Source organism: Dechloromonas sp. ARDL1 (assembly GCF_051122455.1).
In the GTDB taxonomy this organism is placed as follows: Bacteria; Pseudomonadota; Gammaproteobacteria; order Burkholderiales; family Rhodocyclaceae; genus Azonexus.
This window is the reverse complement of the sequence record NZ_CP168939.1, coordinates 3,872,646-3,892,296: the sequence shown is the minus strand read 5'-3', so window position 1 is coordinate 3,892,296 and position 19,651 is coordinate 3,872,646. Positions and strand designations below refer to the sequence as shown.

Annotated in this window: 18 protein-coding genes; 14 read left to right on the top strand and 4 right to left on the bottom strand. The window is 62.9% G+C overall.

Annotation, left to right across the window (positions count from 1 at the left end):
* Positions 1–10: 10 nt before the first annotated feature.
* The 3 genes from lptB to recA are packed head-to-tail and all read right to left on the bottom strand — an operon-like array spanning position 11 to position 2,191.
* Positions 11–745 carry an LPS export ABC transporter ATP-binding protein gene (gene lptB, locus AB6Q56_RS19245; protein WP_434514640.1) on the bottom strand — a complete coding sequence of 245 codons (735 nt, stop codon included), beginning with the start codon at positions 743–745 and terminating at the stop codon, positions 11–13.
* Positions 742–1,173, bottom strand: a complete 432-nt coding sequence (recX, locus tag AB6Q56_RS19240) for a recombination regulator RecX (protein WP_434514639.1) — start codon at positions 1,171–1,173, stop codon at positions 742–744. The genes lptB and recX overlap by 4 nt, the downstream gene beginning before the upstream one ends.
* Positions 1,166–2,191 (bottom strand): recombinase RecA, encoded by a 1,026-nt coding sequence (gene recA / locus AB6Q56_RS19235; RefSeq protein WP_150428393.1) that lies wholly within the window; start codon positions 2,189–2,191, stop codon positions 1,166–1,168. Before recA ends, recX begins: the two co-directional genes overlap by 8 nt.
* Positions 2,192–2,372: 181 nt before the next feature.
* Here recA and AB6Q56_RS19230 point away from each other — a divergent pair, with 181 nt between their 5' ends.
* The 7 genes from AB6Q56_RS19230 (at position 2,373) to AB6Q56_RS19200 (ending at position 10,928) form a co-directional block, all read left to right on the top strand.
* On the top strand, positions 2,373–2,573 hold the full coding sequence (locus AB6Q56_RS19230; RefSeq protein WP_434514638.1) for a hypothetical protein: 201 nt from the start codon (positions 2,373–2,375) through the stop codon (positions 2,571–2,573).
* Positions 2,570–3,223, top strand: a complete 654-nt coding sequence (locus AB6Q56_RS19225; protein ID WP_434514637.1) for an RluA family pseudouridine synthase — start codon at positions 2,570–2,572, stop codon at positions 3,221–3,223. Before AB6Q56_RS19230 ends, AB6Q56_RS19225 begins: the two co-directional genes overlap by 4 nt.
* A 70-nt stretch (positions 3,224–3,293) precedes the next feature.
* Positions 3,294–4,790 carry a sodium:solute symporter family protein gene (locus AB6Q56_RS19220; protein WP_434514636.1) on the top strand — a complete coding sequence of 499 codons (1,497 nt, stop codon included), beginning with the start codon at positions 3,294–3,296 and terminating at the stop codon, positions 4,788–4,790.
* A gap of 107 nt (positions 4,791–4,897) precedes the next feature.
* Entirely contained in the window at positions 4,898–5,956 is a 1,059-nt protein-coding gene (locus AB6Q56_RS19215; protein WP_434514635.1) for a VanZ family protein, read from the top strand.
* Positions 5,957–6,111: 155 nt separating this feature from the next.
* Positions 6,112–8,724: a cation-transporting P-type ATPase gene (locus tag AB6Q56_RS19210; protein WP_434514634.1), complete on the top strand. Its 2,613-nt coding sequence runs from the start codon at positions 6,112–6,114 to the stop codon at positions 8,722–8,724.
* Positions 8,725–8,847: 123 nt separating this feature from the next.
* Positions 8,848–9,957: an ABC transporter substrate-binding protein gene (locus AB6Q56_RS19205; protein ID WP_434514633.1), complete on the top strand. Its 1,110-nt coding sequence runs from the start codon at positions 8,848–8,850 to the stop codon at positions 9,955–9,957.
* Positions 9,957–10,928: a cache domain-containing protein gene (locus AB6Q56_RS19200; protein ID WP_434514632.1), complete on the top strand. Its 972-nt coding sequence runs from the start codon at positions 9,957–9,959 to the stop codon at positions 10,926–10,928. The genes AB6Q56_RS19205 and AB6Q56_RS19200 overlap by 1 nt, the downstream gene beginning before the upstream one ends.
* Positions 10,929–11,041: 113 nt before the next feature.
* Here AB6Q56_RS19200 and AB6Q56_RS19195 read toward each other — a convergent pair whose 3' ends face one another.
* Positions 11,042–12,136 carry an IS5 family transposase gene (locus AB6Q56_RS19195; protein WP_046535740.1) on the bottom strand — a complete coding sequence of 365 codons (1,095 nt, stop codon included), beginning with the start codon at positions 12,134–12,136 and terminating at the stop codon, positions 11,042–11,044.
* Positions 12,137–12,269: 133 nt separating this feature from the next.
* Between AB6Q56_RS19195 and AB6Q56_RS19190 the strand changes: the two genes are divergently transcribed.
* From AB6Q56_RS19190 to AB6Q56_RS19160, 7 genes are all read left to right on the top strand, one after another.
* Positions 12,270–13,589: a response regulator gene (locus tag AB6Q56_RS19190; RefSeq protein ID WP_434514631.1), complete on the top strand. Its 1,320-nt coding sequence runs from the start codon at positions 12,270–12,272 to the stop codon at positions 13,587–13,589.
* Between the two features lie 55 nt (positions 13,590–13,644).
* A complete protein-coding gene (locus AB6Q56_RS19185; protein ID WP_434514630.1) occupies positions 13,645–13,953 on the top strand; it encodes a (2Fe-2S) ferredoxin domain-containing protein in 309 nt (102 codons plus the stop codon).
* A gap of 4 nt (positions 13,954–13,957) precedes the next feature.
* Complete coding sequence (locus AB6Q56_RS19180) at positions 13,958–14,596, top strand: alpha/beta hydrolase (protein ID WP_434514629.1); 639 nt, start codon at positions 13,958–13,960, stop codon at positions 14,594–14,596.
* Positions 14,584–15,501, top strand: coding sequence for an ATP-binding cassette domain-containing protein (locus AB6Q56_RS19175; RefSeq protein ID WP_434514628.1), 918 nt, complete (start codon positions 14,584–14,586; stop codon positions 15,499–15,501). Before AB6Q56_RS19180 ends, AB6Q56_RS19175 begins: the two co-directional genes overlap by 13 nt.
* 249 nt (positions 15,502–15,750) lie before the next feature.
* Positions 15,751–17,262 carry a tetrathionate reductase family octaheme c-type cytochrome gene (locus AB6Q56_RS19170; RefSeq protein WP_434514627.1) on the top strand — a complete coding sequence of 504 codons (1,512 nt, stop codon included), beginning with the start codon at positions 15,751–15,753 and terminating at the stop codon, positions 17,260–17,262.
* Positions 17,263–17,272: 10 nt separating this feature from the next.
* Entirely contained in the window at positions 17,273–17,896 is a 624-nt protein-coding gene (locus AB6Q56_RS19165; RefSeq protein ID WP_434514626.1) for a cytochrome b/b6 domain-containing protein, read from the top strand.
* A gap of 27 nt (positions 17,897–17,923) precedes the next feature.
* Positions 17,924–19,645, top strand: coding sequence for a DUF3373 domain-containing protein (locus AB6Q56_RS19160; protein WP_434514625.1), 1,722 nt, complete (start codon positions 17,924–17,926; stop codon positions 19,643–19,645).
* Positions 19,646–19,651 lie beyond the last annotated feature (6 nt).

Here is a 19,651-nt window from a genome sequence, read left to right as displayed (position 1 = left end):
TGCGGCTCGGTCAGAGCTTGAAGTGCTCGCCGAGATATACCTTGCGCACGCTTTCATTCTCCACGATTTCAGCTGGCCGTCCAGCAGCAAGTACATTACCGGCATTGATGATGTAGGCGTGATCGCAGATGCCGAGGGTCTCACGGACGTTGTGGTCGGTGATCAGCACACCAATGCCGCGCTCCTTCAGGAAGCGGATGATCTTCTGGATTTCCAGCACGGCGATTGGATCGACCCCGGCGAACGGTTCGTCAAGCAGGATGAAGCGCGGGCTGGTGGCCAGCGCCCGGGCGATTTCGACGCGGCGCCGCTCACCACCGGAGAGGGCGGCCGCATTGACGTGGCGCACGTGGTCGACATGCAACTCCTTGAGCAGGCCTTCCAGGCGGTCGTTCAGTTCGGCTTCGGGCAGCTTCTGCAGTTCGAGGACGGCGCGGATGTTTTCCTCGACGTTGAGCTTGCGGAAGACCGAGGCTTCCTGCGGCAGATACGACAGTCCGAGGCGCGCCCGGCTGTGCATCGGCTGGTGCGTCAGGCGGTTGTCGTCGATATGGACTTCACCGCCATCGGCCGCGACCAGGCCGACGATCATGTAGAAACAGGTGGTCTTGCCTGCGCCGTTCGGACCGAGCAGGCCGACCACCTCGCCCGACTTGACCTCGAAGGAAACGTCCTCGACGACGGTCCTCGCCTTGTAGCGCTTCTTCAGGTTGTTGGCGGTCAGTTTGGCGGCAGACGTGGTCATTGCTCGAGACCGCGCAGGACGCGGCGGATGGCTTCGCTGGAAAAACCGCGATATTGCAGGAAACGCTGCTGTTTGGCACGCTCTTCCGGCGATTGCGGCAATTCCCTGAACTTGCGCTGCCAGACGCTGCGGCAGCGTTCGGTTTCATCGCCCCCCTCCGGAAGCGCGGCAGCGATTTCTTCGTCAGCAACGCCTTTCTGCCGTAATTCCTGCTTCAGCCGCGCATTGCCGTAACGCCCGGCGCGCGCCACGACGCGCTGGGCGGCATAGCGGGTATCGGACAGCAGGCGTTCGCTTTGCAGGGTGTCGAGCACGGCGTCGAGTTCTTCCTCGGATTCGGCATGCGATGCGAGCTTGGTCTTCAACTCGGCCCGGCTGTAATCGCGCCGGGTGAGTAGTTGCAGGGCCCGCACGCGCAGGTCAGGCATCGGCCTTGGCTTTGGTCGGCTTGATCACGGTGGTGCTGGCGGCCTCGCGGATGCCGGCTTCGATTTCGGCGGCGATTTCCGGGTTGGCCTTTAGGAATTCGCGGGCATTGTCCTTGCCCTGGCCGATTTTCTCGCCCTTGTAGGCGTACCAGGCACCTGATTTGTCGACCAACTTGTGGGCGACGCCCATTTCGACGACTTCGCCCTGGCGGGAAATACCTTCGCCGTAGAGGATGTCGAAGATGGCTTCGCGGAACGGAGGAGAAACCTTGTTTTTGACAACCTTGACCTTGGTTTCGCTACCGATGACCTCGTCGCCCTTCTTGATCGAACCGATGCGGCGGATGTCGAGGCGGACGGAAGCATAGAACTTCAGCGCGTTGCCGCCGGTGGTGGTTTCCGGCGAACCGAACATGACGCCGATCTTCATGCGGATCTGGTTGATGAAGATAACCAGCGTGTTGGTCTTCTTGATATTGGCAGTCAACTTGCGCAGCGCCTGCGACATCAGGCGGGCGTGCAGGCCGACCATCTGGTCGCCCATTTCGCCTTCGATTTCGGCACGCGGGGTGAGGGCGGCGACCGAGTCGACGATGATGATGTCCACCGAGCCGGAGCGGACCAGCATGTCGGCGATTTCCAGCGCCTGTTCGCCGGTGTCCGGCTGCGAAATCAGCAGGTCGGAGACATTGACGCCGAGCTTCTGGGCGTATTGCGGATCGAGCGCGTGTTCGGCGTCGATGAAGGCCGCCGTGCCGCCGAGCTTCTGCATTTCGGCGACGACCTGCAGACAGAGCGTGGTCTTGCCGGACGATTCCGGGCCGTAGATTTCGACGACGCGGCCGCGCGGCAGGCCACCGACACCAAGCGCGATGTCGAGGCCAAGCGAACCGGTCGACACGACTTGAATGCCTTCGTCGATTTCGGCGTCGCCCATCTTCATGATGGAGCCTTTGCCGAATTGCTTTTCGATTTGTTGCAGCGCTGCGGCGAGCGCCTTTGCCTTGTTGTCGTCCATGGTGTGACCTCGAAAATTTGAGCGGATTATGGCACAGGGGCCAAAGATGGAATAGAAATTGCAGGAAACCGTTTATCCGGCCCGGCCCAAACGCGGTATATTCGCCCCCGATAACGGCCAACCGGATACTGTGTATACGTACAGTACATTGACCCGCCTTTTCTTGGCAAGAAAATTCTTCATGTCGATCAGACGCTTACCCATCCTTCTCCTGCTACTGGCCGGCACGGCCGCCAGCGGTGCGCCGGCGCCCTGGTACTGGTGGACAAGCAAGGTGGACGGTGCCCGGGGCTGCATGCAGACCTCGCCGGGACCGGGCTGGAGCCAGGAACCGATGGCTTTCAAGGATGCCCGCTGCCGAATTCGCCTCGCCCCCCGATGACTGCCTATCTGCCCCCACCCCCTGGCGCTTCGCCCGTTGTTTTTGCCGACGATTTCCTGATCATTGCCGAAAAACCCTGCGGTCTCTTGTCGGTTCCCGGCCGTGGCGAGCACAAGGCGGATTGCCTGCTCAGCCGGGTGCAACAGGAGTACCCGGATGCGCTGACCGTGCATCGACTGGACATGTCGACCTCCGGCATCCTGGTCTTTGCCCGCGGCGCCGACATGCACCGCCGTCTCTCCAAGATGTTCCAGGACCGCCAGGTGGACAAGCTCTACGTCGCCGTGCTAGCCGGCCTGCTGCCCTACGACGAAGGCGGCGTGGACCTGCCGCTGATCGTGGACTGGCCGAACCGGCCGAAGCAGAAAGTCGATTTCGATCTCGGCCGCCCCTCGCAAACGCGCTTCCGTGTGCTCGGCCGCGATATCGAGAAGCAGACGACCCGCGTCGCACTGGAACCGGTCACCGGCCGTTCGCACCAGTTGCGGGTGCATATGATGTCCTTGCAACACCCCATTCTCGGCGACGATCTGTACGGTGGTGTAGCGGAAAAAATGGCCGATCGCCTGCTGCTGCATGCGATGAATCTGGGCTTTGCGCATCCGGCAACCGGCGAGCGCATGGATTTTCACAGCGAGCCACCTTTTTGACGTCGCGAAAACGCGCAATAACCTTATAATCCGCGCAATTTCAACCCCTTAGCTTGTCGGTTGCGCGCCCATGCTGATCTGGTTCGTCGTTCTCTACCTGCTTCTTTCCATCGGCATCGGCCTCTACGCGGCCACCCGCGTTCATAGCGCCAAGGACTTCGCCGTCGCCGGCCGCCACCTGCCGCTACCGGTGGTCACCGCCACCGTGTTCGCCACCTGGTTCGGCGCCGAGGCCGTGTTCGGCGTCTCCGCCACCTTCGTCAAGGAAGGGCTGACCGGCGTCGTCGCCGACCCCTTCGGCTCGTCGATGTGCCTGATCATCGCCGGCTTCTTTTTCGCCAAGAAACTCTACAAGCTCAATATCCTGACGCTGGGCGACTACTTCCGCATGCGTTACAACCGCAGCGTCGAAGTGCTGACCACGCTGTGCATCGTCGCCTCCTACCTGGGCTGGGTATCGGCCCAGATCAAGGCGCTCGGCCTGGTCTTCAACGTCGTGACCAACGATTACATCAGCCAGACGGCCGGCATGATCCTCGGTGCCGCCATCGTGCTCACCTACACCACCTTCGGCGGCATGCTCTCGGTGGCCATCCTCGATTTCGTGCAGATGGGCGTCATCATGGGCGGCATGCTCTACATCGCCAGCGTCGTCGCCGTGCCTGCCGGCGGTGTCGAAACCGTGATCCAGCACGCTTCTGCTGCTGGCAAGCTCGATTTCTTCCCGCCGCCCGACCCGTGGCTGTGGCTGACCTTCCTTGGCGCCTGGATCACCATGATGCTCGGCTCCATCCCGCAGCAGGACGTCTTCCAGCGCATCACCTCGGCCCGGACCCAGAAGATCGCGCTGTGGGGTTCGGTCATCGGCGCGACGATCTACTTCTGCTTCGCCTTCGTGCCGATGTTCATCGCCTATTCGGCGACGCTGATCGACCCCGAACTGTTCAACGGCCTGCTCAAGACCGATTCGCAACTGGTGTTGCCGACGCTGGTCCTGCAGCACACCCCGGTTTTTGCCCAGGCCATCTTCTTCGGTGCCGTGCTGTCGGCCATCATGAGTTGCTCGTCGGCCACGCTGCTGGCGCCGTCGGTGGCCTTCTCGGAAAACATCGTGCGCGGCTTCTACCCCAACATGGGCGACCACCAGTTCCTGAAGGTCATGCGAACCTCCATCGTCTGTTTCGCCATGGTCGTGCTCGGTTTTGCGCTGTATTCCAACGCCAGCATCTTCAAAATGGTCGAAAACGCCTACAAGGTAACGCTGGCCGGCGCCTTCGTGCCGCTGTTCTTCGGTGCCTTCTGGAAACGGGCGACGACACAGGGCGCGCTGGCTGCCATTTTCGGCGGACTGATCTCCTGGCTGCTGGTCGAAACGCTGATCGGCGAAGCCAGCCTGGTCCCGCCCCAGTTGATCGGCCTCGGCATCAGCATCGTCGGCATGCTCGTCGGCTCGCTGCTGCCGCAATGGGTCGGCCACAAGCAAGCAGCCGAAGATATTCACGAGGCCTTGCATCACCGGGCTGCTGCCGAAACGCACCACGTCGCCGAGCAACCGCATCGCCACTAACCTCATTCACACTGTGGCCAAAACACGGACATTTGGCCACCGGCCGCAAATCAATGTTTCGAGACAGCAAAGCTGACGCCCTGCCGGAAAGCCCATAAAATCGGGGCATGCCCCATTCCAGCCTCGGCCCCGTCCGTTTTGCCACTTATCTCGCACTCGCCTGGTGTGGCCTGGTCGTCTATGGCAGCCTGCACCCGTTCAGCGGCTGGCGCGACACCGGCGTCTCGCCGATCGCCTTTCTCGAAGGCGGCTGGCCGCGCTACTGGACAACTTTCGACCTAGCCGCCAACGTGGCCGTCTACCTGCCGCTCGGCTTTTTCCTGACGTTGGCGCTGAGCCGCCTGCCCGCTCGCTTCACGGCCCCGGTCGTTGCCACGCTGCTTGCAGCCAGCGTCAGTTTCGGACTGGAAACCGTGCAGACCTGGCTGCCGTCGCGCGTGCCTTCGAACCTCGACCTCGCCTGTAACAGTCTGGGCGGACTGCTCGGTGCATGCTGGGCGAAAGCGGTCGGTCCGCGTTTCTTCGCCCGCGTCATCGCCCTCGAGCACCGCCTGATCGCCCCGATCCCGCACGCCGAGCTTGGCCTGACCCTGCTCGGGCTGTGGCTGCTCGTTCCGCTGTCACCCGAAACACTCCTCTTTGGCGCCGGCGATGTCCGCCAGCTATTCGGGCTGACCGGTGCCGTCCCCTTCGCCGCCGAAAGCTTCGTCATGATCGAAGCCAGCATTACCGCCTTCAATACGGTAGCGGTGGGGCTCATCGTGCGCATGCTGAGCGCCCGCCTGGCGGTGGCCTACGCCGTCGTACCGCTCTTCCTGCTGCTCAGCCTGATCGTCGCCACGCTCGCCACCGCCATTCTGGTCAGCCCCGCCGATGCCTTTTCCTGGCTGACACAGGGTTCCCGCCTCGGGCTGATGCTTGGCGTGGCCATTCTCGCCATCGCCATCGCCCTGCCACCGACACCGCGCCTGATGATTGTCGCCCTCTCGCTGATGGCGGGAACCGTGCTGGTCAACCTGGCCCCGCCCAATCCCTATTCAGCTGCCGCCCTGGCGACCTGGCGCCAGGGACACTTCCTCAACTTCAACGGCTTGACCCGCCTGGTCGCCACGGCCTGGCCCTTCCTTACGCTCCCTTTCCTGTTCCTGGCCAGCCGGCGCGGTTAATCCCCCCCTGCCGGCCGGGCTGCGCTAGACTGGCGAGGAAGCCTTTGCACGACAGGACAGCCATGCTTGTTCATGACAGCGACAGACGCAGGGACGACCCTGCTTCCCGAAAGGTGGCGTGGCACGCCCACTCCCCCGAGTCGGCAACACGGGAAATGGACGTTGATGGCACCCAAGGACTTTCCGAAGCGGAAGCGGCTGATCGTCTCACCCGCCACGGCCCCAACCGGCTGACCGAACGCCCGGGCAAACCCGCTTGGCAACGCTTCGCCGCCCAACTCGGACAGCCGCTGGTACTGGTTCTGCTCGCGGCTGGCGTGATTACCGCCGCCTTGGGCGAAACAGTCGACGCCAGCGTCATTTTCGGTGTCGTCCTGGTCAACGCCCTGATCGGTTACTGGCAAGAGGCCAAGGCCGAGGGGGCGCTCGCCGCGCTGGCGCGCAGCGTGACCACGCCGGTCATCGTCCGGCGCGACGGACATCGTCGACAGCTGGATGCCAGCAAGCTGGTGCCGGGCGACATCGTCATGCTGGCGGCTGGCGACCGGATTCCGGCCGACCTGCGCCTCTTGCAGCAACATGAACTGCACACCGATGACTCGATGCTGACCGGTGAATCGCAGCCGATCAACAAGCATATCCAGGCCCTGCCGGCCGATACCGTTCTAGCCGAGCGCACCAACATGGCATGGGCCGGCTCCACGGTGGTGATGGGGCAAGGCTGCGGACTGGTTGTCGCAACCGGGGATGCCACCGAAACCGGACGCATCGCCGGGCTGATCGCCGCCGCCCCCGACTTGGTTACCCCGCTGACGCGCAAGATGGCGCGCTTTTCCAGTTGGCTGCTGTGGGCCATCACGGCGCTGGCCGGGCTGACCTTTGCCGTTGGGCTAGCCCGCGGCGAAACGGGTTTCGACATGTTCATGGCCGCCGTCGCGTTGGCCGTTGGCGCCATACCGGAAGGCTTGCCGGCCGCGGTGACCGTCACCCTGGCCATCGGCGTCGCCCGCATGGCGAGGCGCCGGGCGATCATCCGCCATCTGCCGGCGGTCGAAACGCTGGGCAGCACGACGGTGATCTGTTCCGACAAGACCGGCACGCTGACCGAAAATGCCATGACCGTCCGGGTGCTGTGGTGCGGCGGCAAAGGCTATGCGCTCAGTGGTCAGGGCTATGCGCCGACAGGCGACATCCGCCATGACGAAATGCCCGCCGCCATGACCGGCGCTATCCGCGAATGCCTGATCACCGGCGCCTTGTGCAACGATGCCTCGCTGCGCCAGGAGCACGGCCGCTGGCTGATCACCGGCGACCCGACCGAAGCCGCGCTGCTCGTCGCGGCCCGCAAGGGAGGGGAGGACGAACATGCCTTGCGCCTCGCCCATCCCCGCCGGAACGAGTTGCCCTTCGACGCCAGCCGGCAATACATGGCCACCGCCAATGGCGGCGATACGGAATGCGTGCTCCACGTCAAAGGCGCGCTCGAGAAGCTGCTGCCGCGTTGCGTCGACCAGTTGGCTACCGACGGCAGCAGCCGCCAGCCGCTCGATACGGCGGCCGTCGAACGCGCTGCCCAAGCCTATGCCGAGCAGGGCATGCGCCTGCTGCTCATCGCCCGCCGCGCGCTGGCGACTGCCGACGAGCTGAGCGATGCGTCGGTTGCCGGACTGACCCTGGTCGGCCTGGTCGGCATGATCGACCCGCCCCGAAAGGCTGTCATCGGCGCCATCCGCAACTGCCATTCGGCCGGAATCCGGGTCAAGATGATCACCGGAGACCACGCCGTCACCGCGCTCGCCATCGCCCGCCAGATCGGCATCGACGCCGGCAGGGCGCTGACCGGCCGCGAACTGGCGGTACTCGACGATGCCGCCCTGGCCGAAGCGGCGCACGCAACCGACGTGTTCGCCCGCGTCGAACCGGAACAAAAACTGCGCCTAGTGCGCGCCCTGCAAGACCGGGGCGAAGTTGTCGCCATGACCGGCGACGGCGTCAACGACGGCCCCGCCCTGAAACAGGCCGACATCGGCGTCGCCATGGGCCTGGCCGGTACCGAGGTCGCCAAGGAAGCCGCCGCCATGGTGCTCACCGACGACAATTTCGCCAGCATCGAGGCCGCCGTCGAGGAGGGCAGGGGTGTCTGGGACAACCTGGTCAAATTCATCACCTGGACGCTGCCGACCAATTTTGGCGAAGGCCTGGTCATTGTCGTCGCCATCCTGTTCGGGGCGACGCTGCCGATCACGCCGCTGCAGATACTGTGGATCAACATGACCACCGCCGTGCTGCTCGGCCTGCCGCTCGCCTTCGAGCCGATCGAACGCGGCATCATGCGTCGCCCGCCCCGGCGGCTCGACCAGCCGGTGCTCGACGCCGCCCTGATCCGGCGCATCGTGCTCGTGTCGCTGCTTTTGCTGACGGGTGCCTTCGGCCTCTTCCTGTACGAACTGGAGCAAGGACATACCCTGGCCGAAGCGCGCACGGTCGCCGTCAATGTCTTCGTGATGGTCGAAGCGGCCTACCTGTTCAATTGCCGCTCGCTGACCCAGGGTTTCTGGAAGCAGGGGCTGTTCTCGAACCCGTGGATCTGGGCCGGCATCGGCACCATGGTCGCGCTGCAGATGGCACTGACTTACCTGCCATTCATGAATGCGCTGTTTCAGACGGCGCCGATCGGAATGGAGGAATGGCTGAAGATCCTTGCTATCGCAATCGTCAGTTCGCTGCTGATCGGACTGGAAAAGGCGATCACCACACGCAAGCCTTGATCGCCCTCCTGATCACCGGAAACTGCGGAAATGGACACGTTTCGGCGCAGAGGCCTGGCTTAGAATGGCGTAAGCTTGTAACAAACATGAAACAAGAATAACCGGCACTGCGGAGGAGATACCTTGGGAAAAACATCCTTGCTCGCGGGGTCGCTTGCCCTGGGCTGGGCACTGACTGCCTGCACCCCTCCCGAACCCATACGCATCGCCCTCTTGGCCGGTCTCTCCGACCGTGGCTCCGACTTCGGCGAGAGTGTCCGCAACGGGGTGATTCTCGCCATCGAGCAGCAAAACGAGGCGGGCGGCATCAATGGCCGCAAGATCGAACTGATCGTCCGTGACGACGGGCAAGACAAGGCAAAGGCCGAGCTGGCCGCCCGGGAGCTGATCGCCCTGCACCCCGACATCATCATCGGCCCGGTCACCAGTTCAATGGCCACCGTCGTCATTCCGCTGATGGACAAGGCCGGCCAGATCATGATCAGCCCGACGGTCGCATCGACCAATTTTTACGGCAAGGACGACAACTTCTTTCGGGTCAATTGCACCACCCGCGAAGCCGCCATCCAGCATGCCCGGGTGCTTTACGAACGTGGCGCGCGGCGGGCCGGGCTGGCGTTCGATGCCTCGAACCTGCCCTTCAGCGGCACCTGGGTCGAGGCTTTCTCGGCCGAGTTCGAGAAACTGGGCGGTAGCACCAGCGCGACCGCCGGGTTCGAGTCGGCCGGCAGCACCCGCTTTTCGGATGTCGTCGCCCGCCTGCTCGCAGCGAAACCCGATGCCCTCGTGCTGGTGGCCAGCACGCTCGATACCGCGCGCCTGGCCCAGCAGGCCCGGCGGCAGGCTCCCGGCTTGCCGCTCAGCTCGTCCGAATGGGCGGCCTCGGCCGAGGCGCTGATCGAAATGGGCGGCAGCGCCGTCGATGGCCTGCTGATGACCCACGCCTACAACCGCAGCGACGACAGCGCGGCCTACCAGAACTTCCGGAATGCCTTCAAGCAACGCTTCCAGCGCGAGTTCGGCTCATTTTCGCTGCTCGCCTACGATACGGCCAACATCGTGTTCGCCGCCATGAAAAAACGGCAGGCCGGCGAAGGCATGAAACGGGCGCTGCTCACATACGGGCCGTATCAGGGCGTGCAGCAGGAAATCCGCTTCGACGCCAATGGCGATGCGACCCGCAAGGTTTATTTCACCGAGATTCGCGGCGATGCTCCGGTACAGGTGAAGTGATGAAAACCCAACTGCGTGAATGGCCCTTGCATGCTTACTTGGGGGTGCTACTCGCCGTCACGTCGATGCTGACCTTCCTCATCGTCGGCTCGATCTTCCTGCTGATCCGGATTCCACAACTGGAATCAGAAATTCGCACCCGCGCCGAAAGCGATGCCCGCGAACTGGCCTTCCGCATCGAAATGCAGATGCTGGCGCAACAGGAACAGCTGGCCCTGGTCGCCACCGCCTTGCTTAACAGCGAAGCACCGGCCACCCTGATCAGTCAGGCAGTGGTAGGCGGCAAGGTGTTCCGGGCGCTGTACCTGCTCTCGCCGCAGGGCGAGGTGATCAATGCCGGACTGACCCCCGAGTATCGCCATCTTGAACGCGAAGTGCTCGGCAGCGACCTGTCGGCGACACCGCTCTTCCGCGAAGCCCGCCAACGGGTCGCGCCGGTGTGGAGCGACAAGTACCTCTCGTCGCTGAGCGGTGTCGTCACCGTCGGCCTGGCCATGCCGGCCAGCGGCGGCCGCGTCCTGCTCGCCGAAATACCGCTCGATTACCTGCTCAACATCCTCGACCGCAATCCGGCCGACAAACATCGGGCTATCTGGGTTATCGATCAACGGGGCGAACTGCTGGCCGACACGGAATCGACCAAGCTACTCGGCGGCCTCAACCTCTACAACTCGCCCATACTCAACGCCGTCCTCAAGGGCACGGAGCTCCCCACCCAGTTCAGTTTTGCCGATCGGCAGTACTACGTCGGCGGCGCGCGCTCGCAAGCGCTCGGCTGGTCGTTCATCGCCCGCCTGCCAGCCGGTTTCGCCAACCCGGAAATCCGCATGACGGTGCTGATCGTGGTCGGCGGCTTCCTCGCCTCGCTGGCCATCGGCGCATTGCTCTCGCTATACGCGGCCAGACGCCTGCTGCGGCCGCTGTCGGGTATCGTCCAGCGGGCACACCAGGTTGCCCTAGCAGGCTGCTGAAATACCGCCCTGCAACTGCAGACGGTGGCATGGAACGGAGTCGTTTTTCGTAAGGCGAAGCGGATTTTCGGTCGTTCGCACGTGTTTTACAGGGATTCCGAGGTGTTTTCCTATCATATTGCCCCCAGCGGACGGATTGCTCCCAAGGAGCGCATGCGCGTCAGGTTGTAGGCGGCCATGGTCAGCACGAACAACTGATCGACCTTCTCCAGTCCGCGCACCATCACCTGGCGTATCGGCCCAATGAACTTGGCCCAGCCGAATCCCTGTTCGATGAGTTTGCGCTTTTGCTGGGAGATCGCGTAACCGTCACTGCCGGCAATGTCGTCCGGCACGGCAGAACGGCGATGGCTGGTGTTCTGCGCCACATGGGGAATGACATTCAGTTCGATGAGTGCCGCAATGAATTCCTGGGCATCGTAGCCCTTGTCCGCGCCGAGGGTGATTTCAGCCGTTTCGCCGGCGACTTGGCGGGCATCGGCGATCAGGGCCTTGGCAACTTCCCGCTCGGCATAGCCATCGGCCGTGGTCACGACCGCACTGGCAATGAGTCCGTGGCGGTTGTCGCTCAAGGTGTGTCCCATGTAGCGCAACTCACTGGCGGTATTGCCCTTGCGGTACAGTCGGGCATCCGGGTCGGTACGTGAGGCGTGGGTGTCATTGCTGCGTGACTGGCCCTTGAAATTGCCGCCGCCTTCATCATCTCCGCCGTCCTTGCGCAGGAAACTCTTGTGTCCCGCCCAAGCCTGGATGAGCGTGCCGTCGACACTGAAATGTTCGCCTGATAGCCAGTTCTGCTTCTCGGCAATGGCCAGTACCGCATTGAAGAGTTCGATCACGGCATCGTGGGCAATCAGGCGTTCGCGATTCTTGGTGAAGACGGTGGGCACCCAGACTGCATCGTCCATCGATAGGCCGATGAACCAGCGAAAGAGCAGGTTGTACTGGGTCTGCTCCATCAATTGCCGTTCCGAGCGAATGCTGTAGAAGATTTGCAGCAGCATGGCACGCAGGAGTTTCTCCGGGGCAATGCTGGGGCGACCGCCTTTGACGTCGGCGGCATACATGCCGCTGAGCAGGGGTTCGATATCCTTGAGCGCCCGATTCACCATCGCCCGGATCGGCCGCAACGGGTGCTGCGCCGGCACAAAGTCGTCCAGGCGACGCATCGTAAACAAACTCTCGGTGAAGGTGTCGGCTCCGCGCATGATCCGCTTTGTGCTCTCGGTAATCTCGGTGAATCTCTATAACGATCAAACCCGCTGTTTCGTCGACAGGATGGGGAAGTATTTCAGCAGCCTGCTAGGACAAACGGCCAAACAGTGGCCACGGGGACGGATCGTGGAATTCAACCGACTCTCTTCCGACATCGGCCACATGGCCGACGCCATCCTGACCCGCGAACAGGAGCTGCGCGACCTTAATACCCAGCTCGAGGCGCGCGTCACCGAACGTACCGTGGCCCTGTCCAAGGCCAAGGAAACCGCGGAGCAGGCCAATCGTGCCAAGAGCATCTTCCTGGCCAACATGAGTCATGAAATCCGCACTCCGCTCAATGCCATCAACGGCATGGCACTGCTGATCCGGCGTGCCGGGCTGGCTCCGGAGCAGAGCGGCCGCCTCGGCAAGCTGGAAGCCGCCAGCGAACATCTGCTCGAAGTCATCAACATGGTGCTCGACCTCTCCAAGATCGAGGCCGGCAAGCTGGTGCTGGAGGAAACGGCATTCGAACCCGCCACGCTCTTCGAGAACATCCGCTCCATGCTGCACGAGCGCGTGCTCAAAAAACACCTGCAACTGACCTGCACCTTGCCCGACAACCTACCGGTGCATCTGATCGGCGACCAGACACGCCTGCAGCAATGCCTGCTCAACTATGCGTCGAATGCCGTGAAATTCACCGAGCAGGGTAGCGTGGCCTTGCGCATGCGCGTTGAGGCGGACGAGGCCGAACACGTCACCCTGCGTTTCGAGGTCGAGGATACCGGCATCGGCATCGCACCCGATGCCCAGGCACGTCTGTTCAATGCCTTCGAGCAGGCTGACGGCTCGACTACCCGCAAATATGGCGGCACCGGCCTGGGGCTCGCCATTACCGCCCACATCGCCACGGCGATGGGCGGTGAGGTGGGCGTCCGTAGCGAACCCGGGAAAGGCAGTATCTTCTGGTTCACCGCCCGCCTCAAGAAATCGCCCGACGCTGCCTTGCCCGACACGGCACATCCCGATGATTGCGAAGCCTTGCTGCGCCAGATGTATTCCGGAAGACCCATCCTGCTGGTGGAAGATGAACCGGTTAACCGCGAAGTCGCCCAGATCCTCCTCGAAGATATCGGTTTCCGCGTGGACACCGCCGAAAACGGGGTCGAGGCGGTGCGGATGGCCGGCGAACGCCGCTACGACCTGATCCTGATGGATATGCAGATGCCCGAAATGGACGGCCTCGAAGCAACCCGCCGCATCCGGGCGCTACCCGCCGGTAGCGACGTGCAGATCATCGCCATGACCGCCAACGCCTTCGCAGAAGACCGGGAGCACTGCCTGGCGGCCGGCATGAACCACTTCGCCACCAAGCCCATCGACCCGGCGGTCTTTCTCAAGCTGCTGCTGACCAGCCTGTCACAGCCACGCCCCCGCTCGCCGGAACAGGCCAACGCCTGAGCGCCCACACCCCAAAACCCCTCGCCTATAATGCGGGTCTGCACAGGAGACCCGCATGAGCTATTTCCAACACCACGTTTTTTTCTGCACCAACCAGCGCGAAGGCGGCGAGCAATGCTGCAACAACCTGGGCGGTTCCGACCTGTTCGCCTACGCCAAGGACCGCGTCGGCGCGCTGAAAAAGAACGGCCCCGGCGCCATCCGCATCAACAAGGCTGGCTGTCTCGGTCGCTGCGACAACGGCCCGGTAATGGTCGTCTATCCCGAGGAGACGTGGTACTCGTTCATCGACAAGGAAGATGTCGAGGAAATCATTCAGGAACACCTGATCGGCGGCAAGGTCGTCGACCGTTTGAAGATCTGACACCATGAAAGCCCCTGAAGAGAAACTCCTGATCGATGGCCCCGCAGGCAAGATCGAGGTCATCATGGAACGGCCGGATGCCCCCAAGGGCATCGCGCTGGTCGCCCACCCGCATCCGCTTGGCGGCGGGGCCAATACCAACAAGGTGGCCTACACCCTGGCACGCACCTTCGTCAGCCTCGGCTATGCGTCCTTCCGCCCGAATTTCCGCGGCGTCGGCGGTACCGACGGCGTGCATGACGAAGGCGTCGGCGAAACCGACGACCTGCTCGCCGTGCTCGACGAAGCCAGGCGCCGCTGCGGCAACCTGCCGGTCGTCCTTACCGGCTTCTCCTTCGGCGCCTATTGCCAGAGCCGGGTCGCCAAACGCCTCAAGGAAGCCGGCCACCCGGCCCAGCGCCTGGTGCTGGTCGGCACGGCGGCTGGCTACGTGGAAAGCACCCGCCACTACGACACCGAGGCCGTGCCGCACGACACCATCGTCATCCACGGCTCCGACGATACGCTGGTCCCCTTGAGCAACGTCTTCGAATGGGCCTTGCCGCTGGATCTGCCGGTAGTCGTGGTGCCCGGCGCCGATCACTTCTTCCACCGCCGCCTGCACGTTATCCGCGACATCATCACCCAAGCGTGGCGACACTAGACGTCCGCGACCTGCGCAAGGCCTACGGCGATCAGGAGGTGGTCGCCGGCCTCTCCTTCGCCGTCGATGCCGGAACCTGCTTCGGCCTGCTTGGCCCGAACGGCGCTGGCAAGACCACCACGCTACGCCTCTGTCTTGGTCTGACCGCCCCCGCCGGCGGCAGCATCGCCCTGAATGGCTACCCGATCCCCGCCCAAGCGCAGCAGGCGAGGGCACGGGTCGGTGTCGTACCGCAATTCGACAACCTCGACCCCGATTTCAGCTGCGCCGAGAACCTGCTCGTCTTCGGTCGCTACTTTGGCATGAAGGATGCGGATATCCGCAGCCGTATTCCGCAACTGCTCGAGTTCGCCGGCCTCGGCAACAAGGCCGACGCCCGCATCGCCACACTCTCCGGCGGCATGAAACGGCGGCTGACCCTGGCTCGGGCACTGGTCAACGACCCCGATATCGTCTTTCTCGACGAACCGACCACCGGTCTCGACCCGCAGGCCCGCCACCTGATCTGGGACCGCTTGAAACAGCTCAAGTCCGCCGGCAAGACGCTGATCCTGACCACCCATTTCATGGACGAAGCCGAGCGCCTGTGCGACTCACTGATTGTCATCGACCATGGCCGCAAGATCGCCGAAGGTAGTCCGCGCACCCTGATCGCCGAACACATCGAGCCGCAGGTCGTCGAAGTCTTCGACGAAGCGCGCGGCCAGTTGCCGCCCTTCGTCGAGCGCCATCGTGGTCTGTGCGAACGAGTCGAAACCAGCGGCGAAACCGCCTTCTTCTACTGCCGCGATCCGCGCCCCTTGCTTGCCCAACTGGCCGAGGTCGACGGCCTGCGCTACGTACACCGCGCCTCCAACCTCGAAGACGTCTTCATCAAATTGACCGGCCGCGAGTTGCGCGACTGAGCACCAAGCAAAATTAGAATAGAAGACTTATCGAATATTGATGAATATCAATATTCGAGCATCAGGGAGGCCTAATATTCCTTCAAGGATCCGTCGTCTGCGGGGCGAGCGGATTCCTGAGCCCACCGGCTCTTAACAGGGGGAATCATGAAACTGATCAAGCAAGCACTGGTCGTGATCGCCGCTCTGGCGCTCACGGGACCGGCCATGTCCAGCAATGACCCGGCCGCATCGCAACCAACACCCTAGTTGCTCAAGTCGACCGCCGACCACAGCAAGTTCAAGGAGCTCCAGCAGGGGTTTTCCTCGGGCCCGGAAGTCACCAAGACCTGCCTGGGCTGCCACACCGAAGCCGCCAAGCAGATACACCTGACCCAGCACTGGAAGTGGGAGTACCGCAATCCGGACACCCAGCAGTTGCTCGGCAAGAAGCACGTGGTGAACAATTTCTGCACCTCGGTGACCTCGAATTACAAGGCCTGTGCCAGTTGCCACATCGGCTACAACACCGACGGACCGAAATTCGACCTGACCTCGGAAAGCAATGTCGACTGTCTGGTCTGCCATGACCAGACCGGCAAGTACAAGAAACCCTCCGGCTTCGCCGGCAACCCGGTGACCAAGGACACCGAGTTCCCGCCCGGATCCGGCAAGATCGTCCGCGGCATCAACCTGAGCGAAATCGCGCAGAAGGTCGGCCCGACCAAGCGGTCGACCTGCGGCGCCTGCCACTTCTACGGTGGCGGCGGCGACGGCGTCAAGCACGGCGACCTCGACAGCTCTCTGGAAAAGCCGGAAAAGGCGCTCGACGTGCACATGGCGGCAGATGGCCTTAACTTCACCTGCGCCACCTGCCACATGACCAAGGGCCACCAGGTTCCGGGCAGCCGCTATGCGCCGACCGCCCAGGACAAGGAGGGCGCCCACATGCGCGGCAAGGCCGACGGCAGCAATCCGACAACCTGCCAAGCCTGCCACGGCCAGACACCGCACAAGAAAACGGCGAAGCTGAACGACCACACCGACAAGCTGGCCTGCCAGACCTGTCACATCCCGGCCTTCGCCCGTGGCGACCTGCCGACCAAGATGTCCTGGGACTGGTCCACCGCCGGCAAGCGCGACAAGAACGGCAAGCCGCTGGTCATCAAGAACGACGAAGGCCACGACATCTACCTCGGCATCAAGGGCGACTTCGTCTATGAAGACAACGTCAAGCCCGAGTACTACTGGTTCAACGGCACCGTCAAATACACCCTGGCCGACGACAAGATCGACAAGGCCAACCAGCCGGTGTGGATCAGCAAGTTCGAAGGCAGCGCCAGCGACGGCAAGTCGATGATCTGGCCGGTGAAGCTCTTCCGCGGCAAGCAGCCCTTCGATGCCGAGAACAAGACGCTGACCATCAACCATTTGGCCGGCCAGGACGACGATGCCTATTGGAAGAACATGAACTGGGACCGTGCCATCGCCGCCGGCATGGCCGCCGCCGGCAAGCCGTATTCGGGCAAGTACGACTTCATCGAAACCGCTGCGATGTGGCCGATCACCCACATGGTCGCACCGAAGGACAAGGCCGTCGGTTGTGCCGAATGCCATACCAGCAACGGTCGCCTGGAAAAGGTGGACGGCATCTACATCCCGGGCCGCAGCCGCGACCACCTCGGCCTGCTCGACACCGCCGGCTGGGCACTGGTCGGACTGACCGTTCTGGGCGTAGCCGGACATGGCATCGGCCGCATCGCCGCGTCGAAGAAGCAATAAGGGGAACAACATGGCACGCGTATACGTATTCAAGCGTTTCGAACGCTTCTGGCACTGGGCTCAAGCCGCCCTGATCATCACCATGCTGCTCACCGGCTTCGAGGTGCATGGCAGCTACCAGCTGTTCGGCTGGGAAAAGGCCGCCGAAACCCATACCACGGCTGCCTGGCTGCTCATGGGCCTGTGGGTCTTCGCCATCTTCTGGCATTTCACTACCGGCGAATGGCGCCAGTACATCCCCACCACGAACAAGATGCTCGATGTCGCGTTGTTCTACGCCTTCGGGATCTTCAAGGGCGAGCATCACCCCTACCTGAAGACAAAAAACCGCAAGCACAACCCCTTGCAGCGAGTCGCCTACCTCGGCGTCAAGCTGTTCATCAACCCGCTGATCTGGATCACCGGATTGTTCTATCTGTTCTACAACCAGCTCGGCGCCGCCGGTTTCGACGGGCTGAGCCTGGGCGCCATCGCCCTGGCGCACACCTTCGCCGCCTTCCTGCTGCTGCTCTTCCTGATCGTCCACGTCTATCTGGGCACCGCCGGTCACACGCCGACCGCCCACTTCAAGGCCATGGTCACCGGCTGGGACGACGATGTCCACGAAGAAACCCAGCCCGCCAAGGCGCAATAAGAACTCGTTTCAGGGAGATCACCCATCATGACTCACGCAAAAACCACACGCCGCCTACTCGCCACGCTGGTTGCCGGCCTGTTCATTCCGCTGGGCGCCCAAGCCACCGATGCTGAACTGCTCAAAAAGGTCGAGGCAATGGCCAAGGAAATCGAGACCCTCAGGGCACTGGTCCAGGCCAACCAGGAAACCAGCAAGCAGGCTGCCGCGGCAGTCAGCGACATCAAGGAAAAGGTGCAGAAGAATGAGGACAGGGCGCTCGACAAGTGGCTGACGGTCGGCGGCGACTATCAGTTCCGCGTCGACAGCCTACGCGGAGAAACCAAGCCCTTCACCGATGTCCAGGGTACCTTCCAGGCCGCCCAAACCTCGGCGATGAGTAGCGGCGTACCGCCGCTGGGAACGCTGATGGGCTTCTCGCAGAACATGGCTGCCGTTCAGACTTACCAGCAGGCGCGGGCCTTCATGAGCAACCCGGGCAACCAGGCCATCATGGGCGGCCTGAACAATTTCGCCGCCTCCGTTCCCGCCTACAAGCCTGAGAACGCCACGCTGTACACCAATCGCTTCGGACTCGACCTGAACGCCAAGGCAACACAGGACGTCTCGGTCACCGCCCGCCTGCTGATGTACAAGACCTTCGGCGCCAACGACGACAGCGCCATCACCAACGGCGGCGCAACGCCCTTCTTCGCCGACCGGGTGGGGGTCTTCGACGGCACGCTCGGCCACATCCCGTCGAGCAGCTATCTCAATGTCGACCGTGTCTATGCGACGTGGAACAACATTGCCGATCAGGATATCTGGTTCTCCGTCGGACGCCGCCCGTCCACCCACGGCGCACCGAGCAACCTGCGCAGCAACACCCCGCGTCCGGGTACTGGCGGCACGCCCGCCCTGCTGGTCGATTACGCCTTCGACGGCATGACCGTCGGCTGGGCACCGGACATCGATGCGCTCCCCGGCGCCTACGCCAAGCTCTGCTATGGCCGGGGCTACGAGGCCGGCTTCAGTAGAGCGCTCACCAACTCGCTGGAAGATACCGATATGATCGGCATCTCGCTGGTTCCCATCGACACCGATGCGCTGCGCGTCTGGGCCCAGTACAACCGCGGCATGAACATCTTCGACGCGCCGAAGATGGCCAACACCTACTTCGGCACGACGATGCCCAAGACCAATCTGGGCGATATCGACTGGTACGGCCTCGGCGCCATGGGCACGATCAAGCGTGTCGGGCCGGGCGAACTGAACTGGTTTGCCGATGTTGGCCTGAGCATCACCCACCCGAACGACAAGGTGTCGTCGCAGTTCGGCTTCCAAGGCCTGATGACCGGCGCTTTCTTCAATCCGGAAGCACCGACCAGCAAGACCGGCAACGCTCTCTACCTCGGCTTGCGCTATGACCTGCCGTCGAAGACCAAGCTCGGTTTCGAATACAACCATGGCTCGAAGAACTGGATCACCTTCGCCCCGGCCTCTGGCGATTCGTGGACCTCCAAGGTCGGTACCCGCGGCAACGTCTATGAGATCTACGCCATCCAGGAGCTCGACAGCAAGCCGATCTCTTCGCGCTTCGCCAAGTCCTTTTTCCGCCTCGGCTTCCAGTACTACGACTTCCAATACACCGGCAGCAACAACTGGGTCGGCGCCCCGGTCCGCCTTTCCGACGTCAACGGCAACATGATGACCACCGCGCCGCTATCCAAGGCCTACAACGCCTATGCCACCTTCGAAGTGAAATTCTGACATCTC

Excerpts from the sequence above, each read along its gene's own strand:
- AB6Q56_RS19195 (WP_046535740.1), bottom strand. The coding sequence starts at position 12,136 with ATGCGCGGAGCCGACACCTTCACCGAGAGTTTGTTTACGATGCGTCGC.
- AB6Q56_RS19185 (WP_434514630.1), top strand. The coding sequence starts at position 13,645 with ATGAGCTATTTCCAACACCACGTTTTTTTCTGCACCAACCAGCGCGAA.
- AB6Q56_RS19165 (WP_434514626.1), top strand. The coding sequence starts at position 17,273 with ATGGCACGCGTATACGTATTCAAGCGTTTCGAACGCTTCTGGCACTGG.
- recA (WP_150428393.1), bottom strand. The coding sequence starts at position 2,191 with ATGGACGACAACAAGGCAAAGGCGCTCGCCGCAGCGCTGCAACAAATC.
- recX (WP_434514639.1), bottom strand. The coding sequence starts at position 1,173 with ATGCCTGACCTGCGCGTGCGGGCCCTGCAACTACTCACCCGGCGCGAT.
- AB6Q56_RS19230 (WP_434514638.1), top strand. The coding sequence starts at position 2,373 with ATGTCGATCAGACGCTTACCCATCCTTCTCCTGCTACTGGCCGGCACG.
- AB6Q56_RS19160 (WP_434514625.1), top strand. The coding sequence starts at position 17,924 with ATGACTCACGCAAAAACCACACGCCGCCTACTCGCCACGCTGGTTGCC.
- AB6Q56_RS19210 (WP_434514634.1), top strand. The coding sequence starts at position 6,112 with ATGGACGTTGATGGCACCCAAGGACTTTCCGAAGCGGAAGCGGCTGAT.
- AB6Q56_RS19180 (WP_434514629.1), top strand. The coding sequence starts at position 13,958 with ATGAAAGCCCCTGAAGAGAAACTCCTGATCGATGGCCCCGCAGGCAAG.
- AB6Q56_RS19215 (WP_434514635.1), top strand. The coding sequence starts at position 4,898 with ATGCCCCATTCCAGCCTCGGCCCCGTCCGTTTTGCCACTTATCTCGCA.
- AB6Q56_RS19225 (WP_434514637.1), top strand. The coding sequence starts at position 2,570 with ATGACTGCCTATCTGCCCCCACCCCCTGGCGCTTCGCCCGTTGTTTTT.
- AB6Q56_RS19220 (WP_434514636.1), top strand. The coding sequence starts at position 3,294 with ATGCTGATCTGGTTCGTCGTTCTCTACCTGCTTCTTTCCATCGGCATC.
- lptB (WP_434514640.1), bottom strand. The coding sequence starts at position 745 with ATGACCACGTCTGCCGCCAAACTGACCGCCAACAACCTGAAGAAGCGC.
- AB6Q56_RS19200 (WP_434514632.1), top strand. The coding sequence starts at position 9,957 with ATGAAAACCCAACTGCGTGAATGGCCCTTGCATGCTTACTTGGGGGTG.